The following is a 20,108-nucleotide window of genomic DNA, read 5'->3' on the forward strand; positions in this document are numbered from 1 at the left end:
CGGAGAAAGACCGACCTTCTGGTAGGTCGGCGCCCTCAGGCGGTCGGCGGCGTCGCCGCGGCCGCCGCACGGGCCGCCGCCGGGAGCGCGTCGACGATGCGCCCGAGCGCCGCGTCGTCGTGCGCCGCGGACACGAACCACGCCTCGAACGCGGACGGCGGCGCGTACACGCCGTCGCGCAGCAGGCTGTGGAAGAACGCCGGGTACCGCCACGACTCCGTCGCGAGCATCTGCGCGTAGTCCCGCGCGCCCGCGTCGGTGCCGAGCACCGTGCTGAACAGGTTGCTGGCGTTCTGCACGGCGTGCGGCAGCCCGGCGGCGGTCAGCGCCTCGTCCACCGCCGCGCGCAGGGTCGCCGACGCCCGGTCGACCGCCGCGTACACCGCGTCGTCGGCGAGCCGGAGCGTGGCCAGGCCCGCGGCGACGGCCACGGGGTTCCCGGACAGCGTGCCGGCCTGGTACACCGGGCCGACGGGGGCCAGGGCGTCCATCACCTCGGCGCGGCCGCCCAGCGCGGCGACCGGCATGCCGCCGCCGACGACCTTGCCGAACGTCAGCAGGTCGGGCGACCAGCCCTCGCGCGCGGCCTCCAGGCCCCACCAGCCCGCCGGACCCACGCGGAAGCCCGTGAGCACCTCGTCCTGGATCAGCAGGGCGCCGTGCTCCCGGGTGATCCGGGACAGCGCGGCGTTGAACCCGGGCTCCGGGGGGACGACGCCCATGTTCGCCGGCGCGGCCTCGGTGATCACCGCGGCGATCCGCGCGCCGTGCTCGGCGAACGCGGCCTCGACCGCGGCGACGTCGTTGTACGGCAGCACGATCGTCTCGGCGGCGATCGCCGCGGGCACGCCCGCCGAGCCGGGCAGCGCGAACGTCGCGAGGCCGGAGCCGGCGGCGGCCAGCAGGCCGTCCGAGTGCCCGTGGTAGAGCCCGGCGAACTTCACGACCGTGTCCCGGCCGGTGACGCCGCGGGCCAGCCGGATCGCGGTCATGGTCGCCTCGGTGCCGGTGGACACCAGGCGCAGCCGCTCGACGGCGGGCACCCGCGCGCGGACGGCCTCGGCGAGCTCGACCTCGGCCAGCGTCGGCGCGCCGAAGCTCAGGCCCCGGCCCGCGGCCTCGCGGACGGCCTCGACGACCTCCGGGTGCGCGTGCCCGAGCAGCGCCGGGCCCCAGGACCCGACCAGGTCCACGTACTCGCGACCCTCGACGTCGGTGACGTACGCGCCGCGGGCGGACGCCAGGAACCGGGGCGCGCCGCCCACGGACCCGAAGGCGCGCACCGGGGAGTTCACGCCGCCGGGCACGACGCCCCGCGCCCGGTCGAACAGCCCCTCGTTCGTGCTCGACGTGCTCGTGCTCGTCACCTCGGTCACCGCCACTCCTCCCGCAGCCAGTGGGCCAGCTCGACGGCCCAGTACGTCAGCACCTGGTCGGCTCCGGCCCGGCGGATGCCGAGCACGGACTCCGTGATCGCGCGGCGGCGGTCCAGCCAGCCCTGCGCGGCGGCGGCCTCGACCATCGCGTACTCGCCGGACACCTGGTAGGCCGCGACCGGCACGGTGCTGACCGCGGCGACGTCGGCGAGCACGTCCAGGAACGCGCCGGCCGGCTTCACCATGACGAGGTCCGCGCCCTCCTCGATGTCGAGGGCGACCTCGCGCAGCGCCTCGCGGCGGTTCGCCGGGTCCATCTGGTAGGTGCGGCGGTCGCCCTCCAGCGTCGACTCCACCGCGTCGCGGAACGGCCCGTAGAGCACGCTCGCGAACTTCGCGGCGTACGCCAGGACGGCGACGTCGTCCCGACCGGCGGCGTCGAGCACGTCGCGGATGACGCCGACCTGGCCGTCCATCATGCCGCTCGGCGCGACCATGTGGGCGCCCGCCTCGGCCTGCACCAGCGCCATCTGCGCGTACCGCTCGAGCGTCGCGTCGTTGTCCACCCGGCCGTCCGCCGTCAGCACGCCGCAGTGGCCGTGGTCGGTGAACTCGTCGAGGCAGAGGTCCGCCTGGATCACCAGCGCGTCGCCGACCTCGGCCCGCACGTCGGCGATGGCCCGGTTGAGCACGCCGTCGGGGTCGGTGGCGCCGGAGCCGACCGCGTCGCGGGTCAGCGGGACGCCGAACAGGTTGACGGCCGACACGCCGGCCGCGGCGGCCTCGGCGGCCGCCCGGCGCAGCGAGTCGCGGCTGTGCTGGACGACGCCGGGCATCGAGGCGATCGGCGCGGGCTCGTCGAGGCCCTCCTTGACGAACATCGGCAGCACCAGGTCGGCCGGGTGCAGCCGCACCTCGCTCACCGAGCGCCGCAGGGCGGCCGTGCCGCGCAGCCGGCGCGGGCGCACCCGTCCGGGCCGGGCGGCCGCGGCCGGGCTCTCGGCGTCGGGGGCGCCCGCGTCCTGGGCGTCGTCCCCGCGGTGCCCGGGCGCGGCGGCGCGCGCGAGCGCGGCCACCAGGCCGCCCGGGGTCTGGTCGTCGGCGACGGCGTGCACCGGCAGCCCGGCGCGCCGCGCCTCCGCGGCGGTCGACTCGCCGATGCAGCACACCAGGGTGCCCGCGGGCGGGGCCCCGAGCATCGACAGCAGGTTCCGTGCCGTGCTGCCCGAGGTCAGGAGCACCGCACCCACGCGCCCCGCGGCGTACGCCTCCCGCACCGCCGGCTCCGGCGCCGGGCCGGGCACGGTGCGGTAGGTGACGACGACGTCGACCGGCCAGCCGCGCGCGGCCAGCCCCTCGGCCATCGTCGGGGCGGCCAGGTCGCCGAGCGGCAGCAGCACCCGGGCCGGCTCCTCGCCGGCGGGCGGCCAGGCGGCGAGGAGCGCCACCGCGGACGACCGGCCCGTGGGCACGAGGTCGACGCGGACGCCCGCCTCGCGCAGCGCCCGGGCGGTGCTGCCGCCGACCGCGGCCACCTGGACGCCGTCGAGCAGGCCGGCCAGCGTGTGCCCGGTCTCCTCGGCGCGGTCCTGGAGCACGGGCACCGCGGCGGCGCTCGTCACGGCCACCCAGCCGTAGTAGCCGACCTCGAGCGCGAGCAGCGCGTCGTCGAGCTCGGTGGGGTCGTACGGCGGGACGGTCTGGATCAGCGGCACCACGAGCGGGTCCGCGCCGGCCGCGTGCAGCGCGATGACCAGCGGGTCCAGGCCCTCGGTCGCGCGTGGGACGAGGACGGTGCGGCCCGCGAGCGGCCCGGCCGGGACCGTGGTGGGCGCGCCGTCGGCCGGCAGGCCCGTCACGCCCCGAGCTCCGCGAGCTCGGCCGCGCCCGCGCCCAGCAGGTCCTCGGCGAGCCGGGTGCCGAGCGCGGCGGCGGCCAGGGCGGCGCGCCCGGCGGCCGCGGCGGGATCGGCGCCGGCCGGGCCCGTCGCGCCGCCGGCCAGGGTGGTCGACGCGGTGCGGCGCAGCGCCTCGGTGCCGTCGGTGCGCAGCACGACCGCCTCCAGCGTCAGCTCGTCGTCCGCGCCGAGCCGCGCGTGCGCGCCGACCGGCGCGGCGCAGCCCGCCTCGAGCCGGCTCAGCAGGGCGCGCTCGGCGAGCACGGCGAGGTGGGTCGGCCGGTGGTCCAGCGCCGCCAGCGCGCGGGCGAGCGGCGTGCCCGCGGCGGCGTCCTCGGCGCGGACCTCGACCGCCAGGGCGCCCTGGGCGGGCGCGGGGGTCATCACGTCGAACGGCAGCGCGTCGGTCACGGCGTCCAGCCGCCCGAGGCGCGCCAGGCCCGCCCGGGCGAGCACGACCGCGTCCAGGTCGTCCTCGATCCGGCGGAGCCGGGTGTCGACGTTGCCGCGGATGTCCACCACCCGCAGGTCGGGGCGGGCGGCCCGCAGCTGCGCGGCGCGGCGCGGGGACCCGGTGCCGACCGCGGCCCCCTCGGGGAGCGTCGCGAGGGTGCGGCCGTCGCGGGCGCACAGGGCGTCCCGCGGGTCCTCGCGCAGCGGCACGGCCGCGACCACCAGCCCCGGGGCGACGGCGGTCGGCAGGTCCTTGAACGAGTGCACCGCGACGTCGCAGCGGCCGTCCAGGAGGGCGTCGCGCAGGGCGGTGACGAACACGCCGGTGCCGCCCAGCGTGGCCAGCGAGCCGGTGAGCCGGTCACCGTCCGTGCGGACGCGCACCAGCTCGTGCGGTCCGGCGCCGAGGGCGGTCAGCGCGTCGGCCACGTGCCCCGTCTGGGTGAGGGCGAGCGCGCTCGCACGGGTGCCGACCCGGACCGTCTGGGGCATGCCCCCAGTCTCGGCCACCCCGCGCGGATCTGTCGAAACCGCGGGTCGCGGGCTGCGGTGCACGGGTCAGGCCCCCGGCGCGTCGGGGTCGACGGGCGCAGCGGCCGGGCCGGTGGCCGCGGTGGCCAGGGCGGCGGCGGTCGCGCGGGCGTCGGGGACGACGGAGGCGAGCCCGTTGCCGGACACCCACGCGCCGACGACGGCCAGGCCGGGCACGTCGGCGAGGGCCGCGCGGACGCGCCGCACGGTCTCCCGGTGGGCGGCGCTGGGCACGGGGAGCCCCTGGCGCCACCGCACCCGGGCCGCGGCGCGGACCTGCTCGCGCCGCAGCGGCACGCCGAGCACCGCGGCCGCGTCCCGCAGCGCGAGGTCGGTGAGCGCCTCCAGGTCCCGCGGCAGCCCGGCCTCGGCGCCGGTGTCCTCGCCGGCGCGGCCGTACGACAGCCGCACCACGTGCCGGCCCGGGCCCGCCGCCTCGGCCAGCCACGCCCACTTGGCCGTCGCGTGCGTGAGCGCCTTGGCCCGCACGCCGGCCACGCCGCGGGCGACCAGCACGCCGGTGCCGCGGGGCGCGGTGTCGAGGGCGGGCGCGTCCAGCACGAGGGTGACGAGCACGATGTCCGCCCCCGGGTCGGTGGTCAGCCCCGCCAGCCCCGGCGCGACGCCCGCGAGCAGGTCGACGGCCCGCGGGGTGGCGACCACCAGGCGCGGCGCGGTCAGCGTCTCCGGGGTGCCGTCCGGCCCGTCGAGCGTGACCGCGAACCCGTCGCCGGATCGGGTCACCGCGCGCACGGCGGCGCCGGTGCGCACCGCCCCGCCGCGCGCGGCGAGGTCGGCCGCCAGCGCGTCCACCAGCACGTGCAGCCCGCCGCGGAACCCGGCGACCGCCGAGCCCGCCGGCGCGAGCGCGCGCTGCGCCGTCACCCCGCGGGCGAGCGACCCCTCGCGGCGCACGGCCGCGCGCAGCCCGGGGGCGACGGCGTCGGCGGCGACGTCGTCCGGCTCGGCGGCGTGCACGCCGGCCACGACGGGCCGGACCAGGCGGTCGAGCACCCGCCGGCCGGCCCGGGCGCGCACCAGGGCGCCGAGCGTCGTGCCGTCCGCGGTCCCGACCCGCGCGGGCAGCAGCCGGTCCAGGGAGGCGCGGAGCGAGCCCGCGAGCCCGATCGTCCGGCGGACGTCCGCCGTCCACGGGTCGGCGGGGATGCCGAGCAGGCCGGTGCGGGGGAGGGGTCCCGCGCCGGACGGCAGCCGCACCCACGCGCCGTGCCGCTCGGGCGTGACGACGCGGTCGGCCAGGTCGAGCTCGTCCGCCAGCGCCGCGACGACGCCGCCGCGGGTCGCGAACGACTCCGCCCCGGCGTCCAGCGCCAGCCCGTCGACCTCGTGCCGCCCGACGACGCCGCCGGGGGAGCGCCACGCCTCCAGCACCAGCGGCCGCAGGCCGGCGAGGGCGAGCTCGCGCGCGGCGACCAGGCCCGCGACGCCGCCGCCCACGACGACCGCGTCCCAGGGTCCGGCCGGCGTCCCCGCGCCCGGTGCCGAGGTGGGGTCCGGGGTCGCCTCCGCGCCCCCGGGGGCGGGTGCCGTCGTGCCGGCTGCCGGGTCGTCGTCGTTCGTGGCCGCGTCCTTCCTCATCTGTCCAGCCTGCCGCGCCGGGGCACCACGCACCGTGGGACCCCGGGCCCGTCCGTCAGAGCGTGTGCACGAGCTCCACGACCCGGGTCAGCACGTCCGGGTCCGTCTCCGGCGGCACCCCGTGGCCCAGGTTCACCACGTGCCCGGGGGCTCCGGCACCGCGCGCCACCACGTCCCGCACGTGCGCCTCCAGCACCGGCCACGGCGCGGCGAGCAGCGCCGGGTCGACGTTGCCCTGCACCGGCACCCGGCCGTCGAGCCGGCGGACCGCCTCGTCCAGCCCGATCCGGTGGTCCACGCCCACGACGTCCGCGCCGACGTCCCGCATCGCGGCGAGCAGCTCGCCCGTGCCGGTGCCGAAGTGCACGCGGGGCACGCCCAGGTCGGCGACGTGCGCGAGCGCCCGGGTCGAGGCCGGCGCGACGCGCGCGGTGTAGTCGGCCAGCGACAGCGACCCCGCCCAGGAGTCGAACAGCTGCGCGGCGCTGGTGCCGGCGAGCACCTGGGCCCGCAGGAACGCGCCGGTGACGTCGGCCGCCCACTCGGTCAGCGACCGCCACGTCGCCGGGTCCGCGTGCATCAGGGTGCGCGCGGCGAGGTGGTCGCGGGACGGACGGCCCTCGACGAGGTAGGCGGCGAGCGTGAACGGCGCGCCCGCGAACCCGATGAGCGGGGTCGACCCCAGCGCCGCCGTGGTCAGCCGCACGGCCTCGACCACCGGGGCCAGCACCTCCGGAGTCAGCGAGTCCGCCGGGTGCTCGGCGCGCAGCCGCGCCACGTCGTCGGCGGTCCGCACCGCGGAGCCCATGACCGGGCCGACCCCGGGCTGGATGTCGACGTCCACCCCGGCCAGCCGCAGCGGGATCACGATGTCCGAGAAGAAGATCGCCGCGTCCACCCCGTGCCGGCGCACGGGCTGCAGGGTGATCTCCGACGCGAGGTCCGGGGTCAGGCAGGCGTCCAGCATCGCGGTGCCCCTCCGCGCCTCCCGGTACTCCGGCAGCGACCGGCCGGCCTGGCGCATGAACCACACCGGGCGCCGCGTGGGCGTGCGGCCGCGGTACGCGTCCACGAGCGGCGCGTGCGCGGTGCGGCCGTCCACGAGCGGGTGGTCGGCGGGCAGCCCGGTGCCGTCCGGGTGCGACGGGAGGGCGGGAGCAGGGGTCGCCGGGGCGCTCGCGGGCGCGTCAGGGCGTGACGGAGTCGACATCACGACGATTGTGCCCCGTCTTCCCTGGAGTGATTAAATTCTTGGCGTGGTGATGCTGTCGTTGGTGGCCAGCCATCACGACCTCGACCTGTCCGTGCTGGAGCGGTTGTCCGCCGACACCCACGCCGTCGGGCGGGAGATCGTGACGGCGTCGGAGTCGATCGCGGGGGCGGTCGTCCTGGCGACCTGCAACCGCTTCGAGCTGTACCTGGACGTCGCCGACGCCGCCGACGCCGACGCCGCGCGGGCCGCCGTCGCCGGGACCGTCGCCGCGCGCTCCGGCTACAGCCCCGAGCGCGTCGCCGACTCCCTCGCCCCGGCCACCGGGCCCGGCGTGGTCGAGCACCTGTTCGCCGTCGCCTCCGGCCTGGAGTCGATGGTCGTCGGGGAGCGGGAGATCGCCGGGCAGGTCCGGCGCGCGCTGACCGCCGCCCGCCGCGACGGCACCACGACCTCCGACCTCGAGGGGCTGTTCCAGGCCGCGTCCCGGACCTCCCGCGCCGTCGAGGGCCGCACGGGCCTGGGCGCGGCCGGCCGCTCCGTCGTCGGTGTCGCGCTCGACCTGGTCGAGGACGGCCTGCCGGACTGGTCCGACGTCCGCTGCCTGCTGATCGGCACCGGCTCCTACGCCGGCGCCAGCCTCGCGGCGCTCAAGGCCCGCGGCTGCCGCGACGTCCTCGTCTACTCCGCCAGCGGCCGGGCCGGGCAGTTCGCCGCGCAGCGCGGGGTCACCGCCGCCACCGACGACCTGGCCGCCAGCCTGGCCGGGGTCGACCTGGTGGTGGCGTGCAGCGGCGCCGCCGGCAAGGTCCTCGACGTGGACGCGCTGATCCGGTCCCGGTCCGCCGAGGCCGCCCTCGGTGCGCGGCCGCTCGCGGTCCTCGACCTGGCGCTGCAGCACGACGTCGACCCGGCGGTGGGCGAGCTGCCGGGCGTGCGGCTGGTCAGCCTCACGACCGTCGCCGAGCACGCCCCCGACGGGCACTCCGCGACGGTGGCCGAGGCCCGGGCGCTCGTGGCGGAGCAGGCCGCGACGTTCGAGCGCGACCTGCGCACGCGGCAGTGGAACCCGCCCGTCGTCGCCGAGCGCCGCCGCGTGCTCGAGGAGCTCGGTCGGGCCGCCGAGGACCTGCCCGAGCACGAGGCGCGGGCGCTGCGGCGCCGGGTGCGGTCCGCGCTGCACGGCCCGACGGTGCGCGCCCGCGAGGCCGCCCGCGCCGGTGACGCGGCCGCGTACGCCGCGGCCCTGGCGGACCTGGCCGCGGTCGAGGTCCCGCACGCCGCGGCGGCCGCCACCCCCGCGCGCTGACCCGAGCGCCGTCCGCCCGCCCGCGCCGCCGCCCGCACCACGCGCCGAGAGAGGACCGTTCAGCCGAGAGAGGGCGTCCGGCGGTCCTACGTCGGCGCGGCGGCCCTATCTCGGCGGTCTGCGGGGCGGGGAGCGGGGGCGGGGAGCGGGGGTCAGTGCTCGAGGTAGCGGAGGAGGTCCGCCGCCAGGCCCGTGTACGAGGCCGGGGTCAGGGCCTGCAGGCGCGCCTCGACCTCCGGCGGCAGGCCCAGGCCGGCGACGAACTCCCGCATGTCGGCCGCCGTGAGCCGGCGGCCGCGGGTCAGCTCCTTGAGCCGCTCGTACGGGTTCTCCATCCCGGTGACGCCCGCGACCGACGCCGCACGCATCGCCGACTGCACCGGCTCGCCCAGCACCTCCCAGTTCTGGTCGAGCTCGCGCGCCAGCAGGTCCCGGTCCACCGACAGCGCTGCGAGGCCCCGGCGCACGTTGTCGACCGCGAGCAGCGAGTGCCCGAACGCCGGCCCGATGTTCCGCTGCGTCGTGGAGTCGGTGAGGTCGCGCTGGAGCCGGCTCGTCACCAGGGTCGCGCCCAGCGAGTCGAGCAGGGCGCAGGACAGCTCGAGGTTCGCCTCGGCGTTCTCGAACCGGATCGGGTTCACCTTGTGCGGCATGGTGGAGGAGCCGGTCGCGCCCGCCACCGGGATCTGCGTGAACACGCCCCGGGAGATGTAGGTCCACACGTCGGTCGCCAGGTTGTGCAGCACGCGGTTGAACCGGGCGACGTCCGCGTACAGCTCCGCCTGCCAGTCGTGCGACTCGATCTGCGTGGTGAGCGGGTTCCAGGTGAGGCCGAGGTGCTCGACGAACGTGCGGCTGACCTCCGGCCAGTCCGCCCCGGGGACCGCGACCACGTGCGCGCCGTAGGTGCCCGTCGCGCCGTTGAGCTTGCCCAGGTACTCCGCGCCCGCGACCCGGCGGAGCTGCCGGCGCAGCCGGTGCGCGAGGACGGCGAGCTCCTTGCCGAGCGTCGTCGGCGTCGCCGGCTGGCCGTGGGTCAGCGCCAGCATCGGCACGTCGGCGAGGTCGCGGGCCATCGCGGCGAGGTCCTCGGCCAGGCCGGTGGCGGCGGGCAGCCACACGTCGCGCACGGCCCCGCGGACCATGAGCGAGTACGACAGGTTGTTGATGTCCTCGCTGGTGCAGCAGAAGTGCACGAGCTCGGAGACGGACGGCAGCACCGTGCCCTCGCCCAGCACCGACGGCGCGGCGGCGATCTTCTCCTTGAGGAAGTACTCCACCGCCTTCACGTCGTGCACGGTGGTGCGCTCGAGCTCGGCCAGCCGCGCGACGTCGGCGGCGCCGAAGTCCGTGACGACCGCGCGCAGGTACGCCTGCTCGGCGGCCGACAGGGCCGGGGCGCCGGGGACCACGCCGTGGGTCGTCAGGTGGATCAGCCACTCGACCTCGACGTGCACCCGCTCGCGGTTCAGCGCCGCCTCGGACAGGTGGTCCACGAGCGGGGCCACGGTCCGGCGGTACCGGCCGTCCAGCGGGCCGAGGGCGATCGGCGGCTCGACGTCGGCGAGCGACGAGCGGGCGGGCGCGGCGGACGGGTTGCTCTCGTGCGCGGGCATGGGCCGCATCCTCCCACGGCGCCCAGGCGGGTGACGCGGGAGGACCGGACGGGGAGAGCGCCCTCCGGACCCCTCACACGGGCGCCGTCGCTGCCGATGCTGAGGCGACTCAGGGGGACGCCCCGCGGAGCAGACGCAGGGCCGCGCGGGCACAGCAGCGAGGGGTACGGACATGGCGGGACTGAGGAGGCGCCGCGGCGTCGCGACGGAGCCGGAGCAGGGAGTCGCGGCCGAGCGGGAGCTCCGGGCGCTCGACGACGTCGTCCGCGCGCTCGGGGCGTCGTCGGGATCCGGCGATCTGCCCGAGATCCTCGAGACGATCCGCACCGCGCTGGGGTTCGACTACGCGTCGGCCTGGCGGGTGGACCCCGACGAGGGCGCGCTGCTGTTCGTGGCGCAGACCGGGCACCTGTCCCGAGAGCTCACCGAGATGACGCCCGGGTACCGGATGCCCAAGGGCACCGGGCTGTGCGGGCTCGCCTGGCAGCGCGACGGGGTGCTGCCCGTCGCGGACCTGACCGAGCACGCCACCAACTGCGCCCGCGGCGAGGTGTTCCTCCGCGCCGGCGCGCGCGGTGCGATGACGATGCCCCTGTGGCGCCGCGGGGAGGTCGTCGCCGTGCTCGACTTCCTGTCCGCCCAGCGCCGCTCGGAGGGGCAGGCGCAGGTGCTCGTCCTCGACGTGCTCGCGCGGACCGTCTCGCAGGCGCTGGAAGCACGCCGTGCCGCGGAGGAGATCGCGCAGGTCGCGCGGGACCAGCAGGCCGTGACGACCTCGGTCGCGAAGGTCGGCCAGTGCACGGAGGAGGAGCAGGCGCTGCGGGTCGCCCTGGACACCGTGCGCGAGGAGTTCGGCTGGGAGTACGGCTCCTACTGGGCGGTGGACCCGGAGGCGCGGGTGCTGCGGTTCCAGGTCGAGTCCGGCACCGCGGGCGAGGAGTTCCGCCGGGTCACGCTCGCCGCGAGCTTCGCGGAGGGCGTCGGCCTCGCCGGCCGCGCCTGGCGGGCCCGGGACCTGGTGTTCGTCCGCGACCTCGGGGAGCTCACCGACTGCGTGCGCGCCCCCGCGGCGCAGCGCGCCGGCGTCCGCTCCGGGGTGTGCATCCCGGTGGTCGTCGGCGACGAGGTGCTCGGCACGATGGACTTCTTCACCACCGAGACGATCGAGCTGACCGACAGCCGTCGCAGCTCGCTGCGGAACGTCGCCCGGCTGGTCTCCCAGCGCGTCGACATCCTCCGGGCCGCGCAGCGGGACCGCGCCGCGTCCGAGGCGCTGCTCGGCAGCGTGGCCCGGCTGTCGGAGAGCGCGTCCGAGGCCGTGCGCGTCGCCGAGGAGGCCGTCGCGCAGACCTCGGCCATGGCCGAGGAGGTCCGCACGCTCGAGGCGTCGTCCTCCGCGGTCGGCGACGTCATCCGGGTCATCTCGTCGATCGCCGACCAGACGAACCTGCTCGCCCTGAACGCCACCATCGAGGCCGCCCGCGCCGGGCAGGCCGGCCGTGGGTTCGCCGTCGTCGCCACCGAGGTGAAGGACCTCGCCGGCGGGACGTCGACCGCGACGTCGCGGGTGGAGCAGCAGGTCGCGGACATCCAGGCGAACACCGCCGCGGTGTCCCGCGGGATCGAGTCGGTCAGCACGACGATCCGGCGGATGGACGAGGTCCAGGCCCGGATCGGCGAGGTGCTCGACGAGCAGCGGCAGATGGCGCGGTCCTTCCGCGCCTCCTGAGCCCCGGGCCGGTTCCGGCCGACCCGACGCGCGCCGCCGGCCGGCGACGGGCCCGCACCCGTCGCCGGCCGCGGTGGCCGGTTGCACTCCTCTCCTCGGTTCCGGGGTCGGCGTCAGCGTGTGCCGCCCCCGGGGCTGCGGGGTCTGCGGACGTGGGTCCGTCGGCCGGCGGAGGTCCCGCACCCGCCGCCGGCCGACGGGTCTAGCGGCGGGCGGTCAGACGAGCACCACCCGCGGGACCCGGCGGAGCAGCAGGCCCAGGGCCAGCAGGGCCAGCGCGGCGAGGCCGGTCAGGGCGACCGGACCGCCCGTCGCGGCCAGCGCGGCCGGTGCGGTGACCGCCGTGGCCGTGCGCGCCGTGGCGGCGGTGCCGGCCGCGCCGTCGAGCGCGGCGGCGACGTCGGTGGCCGCGAGGACGTCCGACAGCGAGGTCACCGCGGCGACCGTCGTGGTGCCGTCCGCGGTGCCCGGGCCGTCCGCGGTGCCCGGGCCGTCCGCGGTGCCCGGGGTCGTGCCGGGGGTCGTGGTGCCCGGGGCCGTGGTGCCCGGGTCGGTGCCGGCCCCGTCGGCGACCGTCGCGTCGCCGACGAGGCCGAGGGCGATGTCCCCGATCGCGACCGGGACCTCGATCGGCAGGACGACGCCGATCCCGCCCAGCAGGCCGTCGGAGTCGCCGCCGCCGACCGTGGCGGTGGGGCCGTCGGTGCCGGTGGTGCCGGTGCCGGTCGACGTGCTGGACGCGTCGCCGAGCAGGCCGAGGGCCACGTCGCCGACGGTGACCGGGATGCTGATCGGCGCGGCCACGCCCGTGCCCGCGAGCGGGGCGCCGGAGTCGCCGGTGCCGACCTCGGCGGTCGGGGCGCCGGTCGGGCCGTCGCCCGTGCCGGCGCCGGTCGACGAGGTCGACGCGTCGCCGAGCAGGCCGAGGGCCACGTCGCCGACGGTCACGGGGATGCTGATCGGCGCGGCTGCGCCGGTCCCGGACGCGATCCCGTCGGACTCGCCGTCGCCGACGGTGGCGGTGGGGCCGTCGGTGCCGGTGGTGCCGGTGCCGGTCGACGTGCTGGACGCGTCGCCGAGCAGGCCGAGCGCCACGTCGCCGACGGTGACCGGGATGCTGATCGGCGCGGCTGCGCCGGTCCCGGACGCGATCCCGTCGGAGTCGCCGTCGCCGACGGTGGCGGTGGGGCCGTCGGTGCTGGTGCCGGTCGACGTCGCGTCGCCGGCGCCGGTGGTCGAGGCGTCGCCGAGGACGCCCAGGGCGACCCCGTCGACGTCGACCGGCACGCTCACCGGGGCGGCGACCCCGGTCCCGGAGGCGATGCCGTCGGCGTCCCCACCCCCGACCGTCGCCGTCGGGGCGGGCGCGGCAGCCGGCGCGGGTGCCGCGGGTGCCGGAGCGGTGGCCGTCGCGTCGCCGAGGACGCCGACGGCGACCGTGGAGACGTCGACCGGGACGTGCACCGGGGCGGCGACGGCGGTGCCGGAGGCCACCCCGTCGGAGGTGCCCCCGCCGGCGGTGGCCGCGGGAGCCGGCGCCGGTGCGGCGGGCTCGACGGGTACCGCCGCGGCGGTGGTCGTCGCGTCGCCGAGGACGCCGGCGGCGAGGCCGGACACGTCGACGGAGACGTCGACGGGTGCCTCGATGCCGAGGCCGGACAGCAGGCCGTCGTCGTCGGCGGCGGACGCCGACACGGCCCCGGCGACGACGAGGCCGCCGGCCAGCAGAGCGGTGTGCACCGCTCGCTTCATGTTCCTGTGCATGGTGGTCTTCCCCTGATCCTGAGTCGGTGCGCCGGCGTGCGGCGCGAGGGCCCGTGGGGCGCGGCGGCACGGGTGCCGCGGGCGCCGGGGCCCGACTCAGGCGGGGAAGACGGGGACGTCGCGAAGACGCAGCGGGAGCTCGACGCGGCCGCGGGCGACGGCGAGGAGCCGCGACCCGCCCAGGACCAGCGCGAGGGTCGTGAGGACCGCCAGGACGTCCTGGCCGGCCGAGATGCGCAGCGGGCTCCCGGAGGCGCCCGTGCCGGACGGGGCCGGCGCGCTCGGGGCCGGCGGGACGGGGTGGTCGCCACCGCCGACCGGCGCGGACGCCGAGCGGGCGGCGTCGTCGACGCCGGAGGGAGCGGTGCGCAGGGCCTCGGCCGCGCGGTCCGCGGGGGCGTCCGTGGTGGCGGCGGACGGGTCGCTCGGCGCGGGACCGGCGCCCGTCCACAGCCGCAGCGGAGCGAGGCCGTCGGCGCCGGACGTGGCAGCGGGCGCGGTGGGCGCGGCGGGCCCGGGCACGGCGGGAGCCGTCGGCGGCGTCACCGTCGGCGGCACGAGGGGCTCGGTCACGGGGCGCAGGACGCCCAGGACGGGCGCGAGCGCGTCCCCCACGGGCGTGCCGTCGACGCCGCCCAGCAGCGGGTCGACCACGCCGGTCACCACGGGGGAGACGACGGGCGCGAGGACCGGCGCGACGGCGTCGACCACGGGGGTCAGCACCGGGGTGAGGGCGGTGAGCACCGGGGCCGGCACGGCGCCGACCACGGGGACCAGGACGCCCGACGTCAGCGGGTCGAGCACCGGCGCCAGGGGCTCCGTCGCCCGGGCCCCGGGGGTCACCACGCCGTCGACCAGGTCGGCGACCAGCGGGGCCGCGGCGGCCACGGCCGGGGCCGCCACGGCGTCGCCGAGCGTCGACGTCACCGTGCCGAGCAGCCCGGGGGCGCCTGCGGCGGGCGTGGCGGCGGCAGGTGTCGAGGCCACGACCTCGGCCGCGCCCGACCCGGCCGGCGCCGCGGACTGCGCGTGAGCAGGCGGAGCGGGCGCGTGAGCCGGCGGGGCCGGCGCAGGGGCCGGTGGTGCGGGCGCAGGGGCCGGTGGTGCGGGCGCGGGGGCCGGCGGTGCGGGCGCGGCCCCGGCCGGCGGCAGCACCGCCTGCACCGCGGGCGCCACGACGTGCTCGGCCACGGGCTGCACGACCGCGCCGACGAGGTCGCCCACCCCGGCGAGCAGCGTGGTCCCGGACGCGGGCGGCGGCACCTCGTCGGCGGCGGCTGCGGGGGCGAGGGCGACCGCGGCGGCACCGGCGAGCGTCAGCCCGCCCGCCGCGTACAGGCCCCGGCGGGCCCATCGCGACGCGAGCGAGCGCGCACGCTGCGCGGCACCCGGTCGCGTGGTCATGGCGACTCCCCCTGAGTCTCCGTGGCAGGCCCTCCGTCGCTGGCGGGCCCTGACCTCGTCGACGGTAGGAGCGCTCGGCGGGGCAGGCAACAGATGGGGGCGGGTGATATCGCCCGTCCGGGTGACGGGAGCGGCGTGACCTGCGAGGACGCGGCGACCGGGTCCGGGCTCAGCGCTCCCGGCTGCGCGGGATCGCGACGCTCAGCGCGAAGGAGACGACGGAGACGATCAGCGCGCCGACGAACGCGTCGCCGAAGTCGTCGATCCGCAGGCCCCAGTCGGTCTGCTCGGTGATCCAGGCCGTGAGCATGAGCATCAGCGCGTTGACGACCAGCGTGAACAGGCCCAGCGTGAGGATGTACAGCGGGATCGAGATGAGGTGCACGATCGGCTTGACGATGGCGTTCACGATGCCGAACACGAGCGCCACGGCGAGCAGCACGCCGACCCGTCCCCACGTGCTGTCGGCGCCGACGATGCTGATGCCCGGCAGCAGCACCTCGGCCAGCCACAGGGCGACGCCGCTGATCAGGACCCGTACCACGAAGCTCATGCGTCGATCCTGCCATCGCGGCGCCCTCACCCGCAGCCCTCGTCGCGGACGGTGGCCGCCCACTCTCCGACCGGGGTCCCGCGGGCCACCGCCGCGGTGGCATCCTGGCCGCGTGAAGCGCGTCCCCCTCCGCCCCGCCCTCGCGAGCCTGCCGCCGTACGTCCCCGGCGCCCGGGTCCCGGTCGGCGCCGCCGCGTTCAAGCTCTCGTCCAACGAGAACCCGTACCCGCCGCTGCCGTCCGTCGTGGCGGCGATCGCCGACGGCGCGGTGGACGTGAACCGCTACCCCGACATGTACGCGACCGAGCTCGTCGAGGCCGTCGCGGCGCACCTGGGCGTGCAGGCCGACCAGGTGGTCGCCGGCTGCGGGTCGGTCGCGGTGCTGGGCCACGTCCTCAGCGCGTTCTGCGACGCGGGTGACGAGGTGGTGCACCCCTGGCGGTCGTTCGAGGCGTACCCGATCGCCGTGACCCTGGCCGGCGCGACGGGCGTCCCGGTCCCGGTCGGCGCGGACGGCCGCCTGGACCTCCCGGCGCTCGCGGCCGCCGTGACGGAGCGGACCCGCGTCGTGCTGGTCTGCACGCCGAACAACCCGACCGGTCCGGCCGTGCACGCCGACGAGCTCGACGTCTTCCTGGCGGCGGTGCCGCGCGACGTGCTGGTGGTGCTGGACGAGGCGTACGTCGAGTTCGTGCGCGACCCGCTGGCCCCCGACGGCCTCGCGGTGCTGGCCGCGCACCCCAACGTGGTGCTGCTCCGCACGTTCTCGAAGGCCTACGGCCTGGCCGGCCTGCGGGTGGGGTTCGCCGTCGCCGACGCGCGGCTCGCGGCAGGCATCCGCGCGGCCGCCACGCCGTTCGGCGTGTCGCACCTCGCGCAGCTCGCGGGCGTCGCCTCGCTGCGGGCGGAGGACGAGCTGCTGGAGCGGGTCGACGGCATCGTGCGCGAGCGCACCCGCCTGCTCGCCGGTCTGCAAGAGCACGGCTGGGAGGTCCCGGACAGCCAGGCCAACTTCGTCTGGCTGCCGCTCGGCGACGGCACGGCGCGGTTCGCCGACGCGGCGACGAGCGCGGGCGTGCTCGTGCGGCCGTTCGCCGGAGACGGCGTCCGGATCAGCGTCGGCGAGCCCGAGGCGACCGACGTCGTGCTGCGGGTCGCGCGCGACCTTCGTCACTGATCCCGCGCGCCGCGGGGGCGTGAGCGCAGGTCACCGGGGGGACGGGCGCGTCGCTGCCACCGCGCGCCGGCCGCGGCCTCGCCTATGCTGCGACGAGCGCAGAGAGGTGGAGGGGTGACCGAGAGCACGACCCCGGGCGTGGCGACGCCGCCCGCGTGGCCCGGCCGCGCCGGTCACCCCGTCGACCCCGTCGACGGCGGCCCGATCGCGCTGCTCCTCGTCGAGGACGACGACGGCGACGCCCTGCTCGTGGAGGAGCACCTCAGCGACGCCGGGCTCGACGTCCGCCTGGTGCGCGCCCGGACGCTCGACGAGGCGACCGCCCGCCTGGACGTCGACTGCGTGCTGCTCGACCTCGGGCTGCCGGACTCCGTGGGCCTCGGCGCGCTGCAGACGCTGCTGGCGGCCGGCGCCCCCGCGGTCGTCGTGCTGACCGGCCGCACCGACACCGACACCGGGCTGCAGGCGGTCGCCGCCGGGGCGCAGGACTACCTGGTCAAGGGCGAGGTCGACGGCGAGCTGCTCGGCCGGTCCGTGCGGTACGCCGTGCAGCGTCGCCGGCTGCAGGCCGTCGACCGCGAGCTGTACCGCAGCATGGTCCGGGCCGAGGAGACCGTGCGGCTCGAGAGCGCGCTGCTGCCCCGCCCGTCCGTGCGGGACGCGCGGCTCGAGGTGCGGGTCGGCTACCGCGCGGGCCGGGACGGCGTGCTCGGCGGCGACTTCTACGACGTGTTCGAGCGCCCCGACGGCACGGTGCTGGCGATCGTCGGCGACGTCTGCGGCCACGGCCCGGACGAGGCCGCGCTCGGCGCGGTGCTGCGCACGGCCTGGCGCACGCTCGTGCTGGCCGGCACCGCGACCCCCGACCTGCTGCCGCTGCTCGAGCGCGTGCTGGCGTCCGAGCGGACCCGCGACGAGGTGTTCACCACCATGTCGATGGTCGAGATCGCGCCCGACCGCGCGACGGTGGACCTGTACCTGGCGGGCCACCCGGTGCCGTTCCTGCTCGGCGACCCGGCGACCGGCCGGCGGTCCGAGCTGCTGCCCCGGGAGCTGCGGGGGCGCGCGCTCGGCATCCCGGTCGACGGGGTCTGGCGCCCGCAGCGGCTGGAGCTGGGCGGCCGGTGGCGGCTGATGATGTACACGGACGGCGTGCTGGAGGCGACGATCGACGGGACGCAGGAGCGGATCGGCAAGGCCGGGCTGCTCGACCTGGTGGACCAGGTGCTGGCGACGGATGCGGAGGACCCGGTCGAGGACGTGCTCCGCGAGGTCCGGAGGCGGCACGGCGGCGAGCTGGTCGACGACACGGCCGTCGTCGTGCTCGGCTGGGGCGGTCCGGCGTCGTGACCGCACCCGCACCGGCCGCCGGCTCCGCCGCGCGGCCCCGCACGACGCTGCGTCGTCGGCTCGGCGCGGCCCTCGTCGCGGCCGGCGTCGTGCTCGCCCTCGTGTTCGTCGGCTCGGGCATCGCGCTGTGGCGGATGCTCGAGACCCAGGACCTCGTGACGGAGCGGTACTTCGTCGCGATCACGAGCGCCGAGACCGCGTACACCCAGCTGGTCGACGGCGAGACGGCCGTGCGCGGGTACGCGCTCACCGGCTTCGACGGCACGCTCGAGCCGTACGAGAACGCGCAGGACGCCGCCGACGCGTTCGACGCGGTGGCACGGGGCACCGCGGCGGCGCCCGTCCGGGAGGCCGCGGCCGCGGCGGTCGTCGCCGCCGAGCGCTGGGACGAGCAGTTCGCGCAGCCGACGATCGCGGCGGTCGCCGCCGGCGGACCGGCCGCGGTCACCGCCGAGGAGATCGAGGGCGGCCGCGCGCTGTTCGACGAGACGCGCACCGCGGTGCAGGAGTACCTCGACGTGCTGCGCGAGCGCCGCGACGGGGCCGCGGCGGACCTGGCGATGTGGACGCGCGTCGTCATCGGCTCGCTCGTCGCCCTCGTGGTGGCGGGTGCGGTGGCGGGCGCCGTGCTGTGGCGCACGCTGCGCTCGTGGATCGCGGAGCCGCTCGACGCGCTCGCCGCCGACGCCCGGGCCGTGAGCGAGGGCGACCTGCACCACCCCGTGCGGACCACCGGCCCGGGGGAGATCGCCGACCTCGCGGACGCCGTCGAGCGGATGCGGCTCGGGCTGGTCGCCCAGGTGCAGGCCGTCGAGGCCCAGCGCGCCGAGATCGCCGAGGCGCACGACCGGCTCGCGGACCAGACCGAGGAGCTGCGCCGGTCCAACCGGGACCTCGAGCAGTTCGCCTACGTGGCGTCGCACGACCTGCAGGAGCCGCTGCGCAAGGTCGCCTCGTTCACCCAGCTGCTGCAGAAGCGGTACGGCGGCCAGATGGACGAGCGCGCCGACCAGTACATCGCCTTCGCCGTCGACGGCGCGAAGCGGATGCAGCAGCTCATCCAGGACCTGCTCGGGTTCTCCCGGGTCGGCCGGCTCGGCGGCGAGCTGGCGGACGTGCCCCTGGACGAGGCGCTGGGCTCCGCGCTCGAGAACCTCGAGAACCTGGTCGAGGAGACCGGGGCGGTCGTCACGCACGACGCCCTGCCGGTCGTCCGCGGCGAGCGCCCGCTGCTGGTGCAGCTGCTGCAGAACCTGGTGGGCAACGCCATCAAGTTCCGCGACCCCGACCGGACCCCCGAGGTCCGGATCACCGCCCGGCGGGTGGGAGACTCGTGGGAGCTCGAGTGCCGGGACAACGGGATCGGCATCGACCCGCAGTACGCGGAACGCGTCTTCGTGATCTTCCAGCGGCTGCACCCCAAGGACGTGTACGAGGGCACCGGCATCGGCCTGGCCCTGTGCAAGAAGATCGTCGAGTACCACGGCGGTCGGATCTGGCTCGGCGACGCCGACGGCCCGGGTACCAGCGTGCGCTGGACGCTCCCGGCCGTGGCGGACCCCGCGCCGGAGCCGACCGACCGTCAGGACCAGGACGGCCCCCGGGCCGAGGGATCGGAGTGACTGTGGCACGCAGCGGCAAGGTGATCGACGTCCTGCTCGTCGAGGACGACCCGGGCGACGTCCTGATGACCCGCGAGGCGTTCGAGGACAACAAGGTCGCCAACCGGCTGCAGGTGGTCTCCGACGGCGTGAGCGCGCTGGCGTTCCTGCGCAAGGAGGGCGAGCACGCCGACGCCCCGACGCCGGACCTGGTGCTGCTCGACCTCAACCTCCCGCGCATGGACGGCCGCGAGGTCCTCGAGGCGATGAAGGGCGACGACGCGCTGCGCAGCATCCCGGTCGTCGTGCTGACCACCTCGGAGGCCGAGGAGGACGTGGTGCGCTCCTACTCGCTGCACGCCAACGCGTACGTCACCAAGCCGGTCGACTTCGACCGGTTCATCGAGGTCGTCCGCCAGATCGACGAGTTCTTCGTCGAGGTCGTGCGCCTGCCCCAGCGCTGACCCGCGCGAGCCCCCGACGGCCCGTCGCCCCCGACCCGGGGGCGGCGGGCCGTCGCCGTACGGGCGTGCGCACGG

15 protein-coding genes and 1 pseudogene are annotated in these 20,108 nt (G+C 77.7%); 6 read left to right on the forward strand and 10 right to left on the reverse strand.

What is annotated here, in order from left to right:
* Positions 1-35: 35 nt before the first annotated feature.
* The 6 genes and pseudogenes from hemL to hemE form a co-directional block, all read right to left on the reverse strand.
* Positions 36-1,367, reverse strand: a complete 1,332-nt coding sequence (gene hemL, locus MHY85_RS02540; RefSeq protein WP_239192823.1) for a glutamate-1-semialdehyde 2,1-aminomutase — start codon at positions 1,365-1,367, stop codon at positions 36-38.
* A 5-nt stretch (positions 1,368-1,372) separates the two neighbouring features.
* Positions 1,373-2,344 carry a porphobilinogen synthase gene (hemB, locus tag MHY85_RS02545; RefSeq protein ID WP_239192826.1) on the reverse strand — a complete coding sequence of 324 codons (972 nt, stop codon included), beginning with the start codon at positions 2,342-2,344 and terminating at the stop codon, positions 1,373-1,375.
* Between the two features lie 114 nt (positions 2,345-2,458).
* Positions 2,459-3,235, reverse strand: a pseudogene (locus MHY85_RS02550) (uroporphyrinogen-III synthase); the annotation flags it as partial.
* Positions 3,232-4,218 carry a hydroxymethylbilane synthase gene (gene hemC / locus MHY85_RS02555; RefSeq protein WP_239192745.1) on the reverse strand — a complete coding sequence of 329 codons (987 nt, stop codon included), beginning with the start codon at positions 4,216-4,218 and terminating at the stop codon, positions 3,232-3,234. The gene hemC and the pseudogene MHY85_RS02550, both read right to left, overlap by 4 nt.
* 66 nt (positions 4,219-4,284) lie before the next feature.
* Entirely contained in the window at positions 4,285-5,856 is a 1,572-nt protein-coding gene (locus MHY85_RS02560; protein ID WP_239192748.1) for an NAD(P)/FAD-dependent oxidoreductase, read from the reverse strand.
* A 55-nt stretch (positions 5,857-5,911) separates the two neighbouring features.
* Positions 5,912-7,066: a uroporphyrinogen decarboxylase gene (gene hemE / locus MHY85_RS02565; protein WP_239192751.1), complete on the reverse strand. Its 1,155-nt coding sequence runs from the start codon at positions 7,064-7,066 to the stop codon at positions 5,912-5,914.
* A gap of 52 nt (positions 7,067-7,118) precedes the next feature.
* Here hemE and MHY85_RS02570 point away from each other — a divergent pair, with 52 nt between their 5' ends.
* On the forward strand, positions 7,119-8,375 hold the full coding sequence (locus tag MHY85_RS02570) for a glutamyl-tRNA reductase (RefSeq protein ID WP_255731861.1): 1,257 nt from the start codon (positions 7,119-7,121) through the stop codon (positions 8,373-8,375).
* Positions 8,376-8,527: 152 nt separating this feature from the next.
* Here the strand turns inward: MHY85_RS02570 and purB are convergent, their stop codons facing one another.
* A complete protein-coding gene (gene purB, locus MHY85_RS02575) occupies positions 8,528-9,991 on the reverse strand; it encodes an adenylosuccinate lyase (protein WP_239192757.1) in 1,464 nt (487 codons plus the stop codon).
* A 172-nt stretch (positions 9,992-10,163) separates the two neighbouring features.
* On the opposite strand from purB, the gene MHY85_RS02580 reads away from it, so the two are divergent.
* A complete protein-coding gene (locus MHY85_RS02580) occupies positions 10,164-11,720 on the forward strand; it encodes a GAF domain-containing protein (protein WP_239192760.1) in 1,557 nt (518 codons plus the stop codon).
* A gap of 216 nt (positions 11,721-11,936) precedes the next feature.
* On the opposite strand, the gene MHY85_RS02585 is transcribed toward MHY85_RS02580, so the two are convergent.
* The 3 genes from MHY85_RS02585 to MHY85_RS02595 all read right to left on the reverse strand — a co-directional run bounded on the left by MHY85_RS02585 (position 11,937) and on the right by MHY85_RS02595 (position 15,441).
* Positions 11,937-13,472, reverse strand: coding sequence for a chaplin family protein (locus MHY85_RS02585; RefSeq protein WP_239192763.1), 1,536 nt, complete (start codon positions 13,470-13,472; stop codon positions 11,937-11,939).
* A 108-nt stretch (positions 13,473-13,580) separates the two neighbouring features.
* Positions 13,581-14,888, reverse strand: coding sequence for a hypothetical protein (locus MHY85_RS02590; protein WP_239192766.1), 1,308 nt, complete (start codon positions 14,886-14,888; stop codon positions 13,581-13,583).
* A 169-nt stretch (positions 14,889-15,057) separates the two neighbouring features.
* Positions 15,058-15,441 (reverse strand): phage holin family protein, encoded by a 384-nt coding sequence (locus MHY85_RS02595; protein WP_239192769.1) that lies wholly within the window; start codon positions 15,439-15,441, stop codon positions 15,058-15,060.
* 112 nt (positions 15,442-15,553) lie between these two features.
* Here MHY85_RS02595 and hisC point away from each other — a divergent pair, with 112 nt between their 5' ends.
* The 4 genes from hisC (at position 15,554) to MHY85_RS02615 (ending at position 20,033) form a co-directional block, all read left to right on the forward strand.
* On the forward strand, positions 15,554-16,618 hold the full coding sequence (gene hisC / locus MHY85_RS02600; RefSeq protein WP_239192785.1) for a histidinol-phosphate transaminase: 1,065 nt from the start codon (positions 15,554-15,556) through the stop codon (positions 16,616-16,618).
* 114 nt (positions 16,619-16,732) lie between these two features.
* Complete coding sequence (locus MHY85_RS02605; RefSeq protein ID WP_239192787.1) at positions 16,733-17,968, forward strand: PP2C family protein-serine/threonine phosphatase; 1,236 nt, start codon at positions 16,733-16,735, stop codon at positions 17,966-17,968.
* Entirely contained in the window at positions 17,965-19,590 is a 1,626-nt protein-coding gene (locus MHY85_RS02610; RefSeq protein WP_239192789.1) for an ATP-binding protein, read from the forward strand. Before MHY85_RS02605 ends, MHY85_RS02610 begins: the two co-directional genes overlap by 4 nt.
* The gene (locus MHY85_RS02615; RefSeq protein WP_239192791.1) at positions 19,587-20,033 is read left to right on the forward strand and encodes a response regulator; all 447 of its coding nucleotides are present in this window, start codon (positions 19,587-19,589) and stop codon (positions 20,031-20,033) included. Before MHY85_RS02610 ends, MHY85_RS02615 begins: the two co-directional genes overlap by 4 nt.
* Positions 20,034-20,108: the final 75 nt, after the last annotated feature.

The sequence above is a fragment of the Cellulomonas sp. ACRRI genome, from assembly GCF_022346185.1.
Classification (GTDB): domain Bacteria; phylum Actinomycetota; class Actinomycetes; order Actinomycetales; family Cellulomonadaceae; genus Cellulomonas.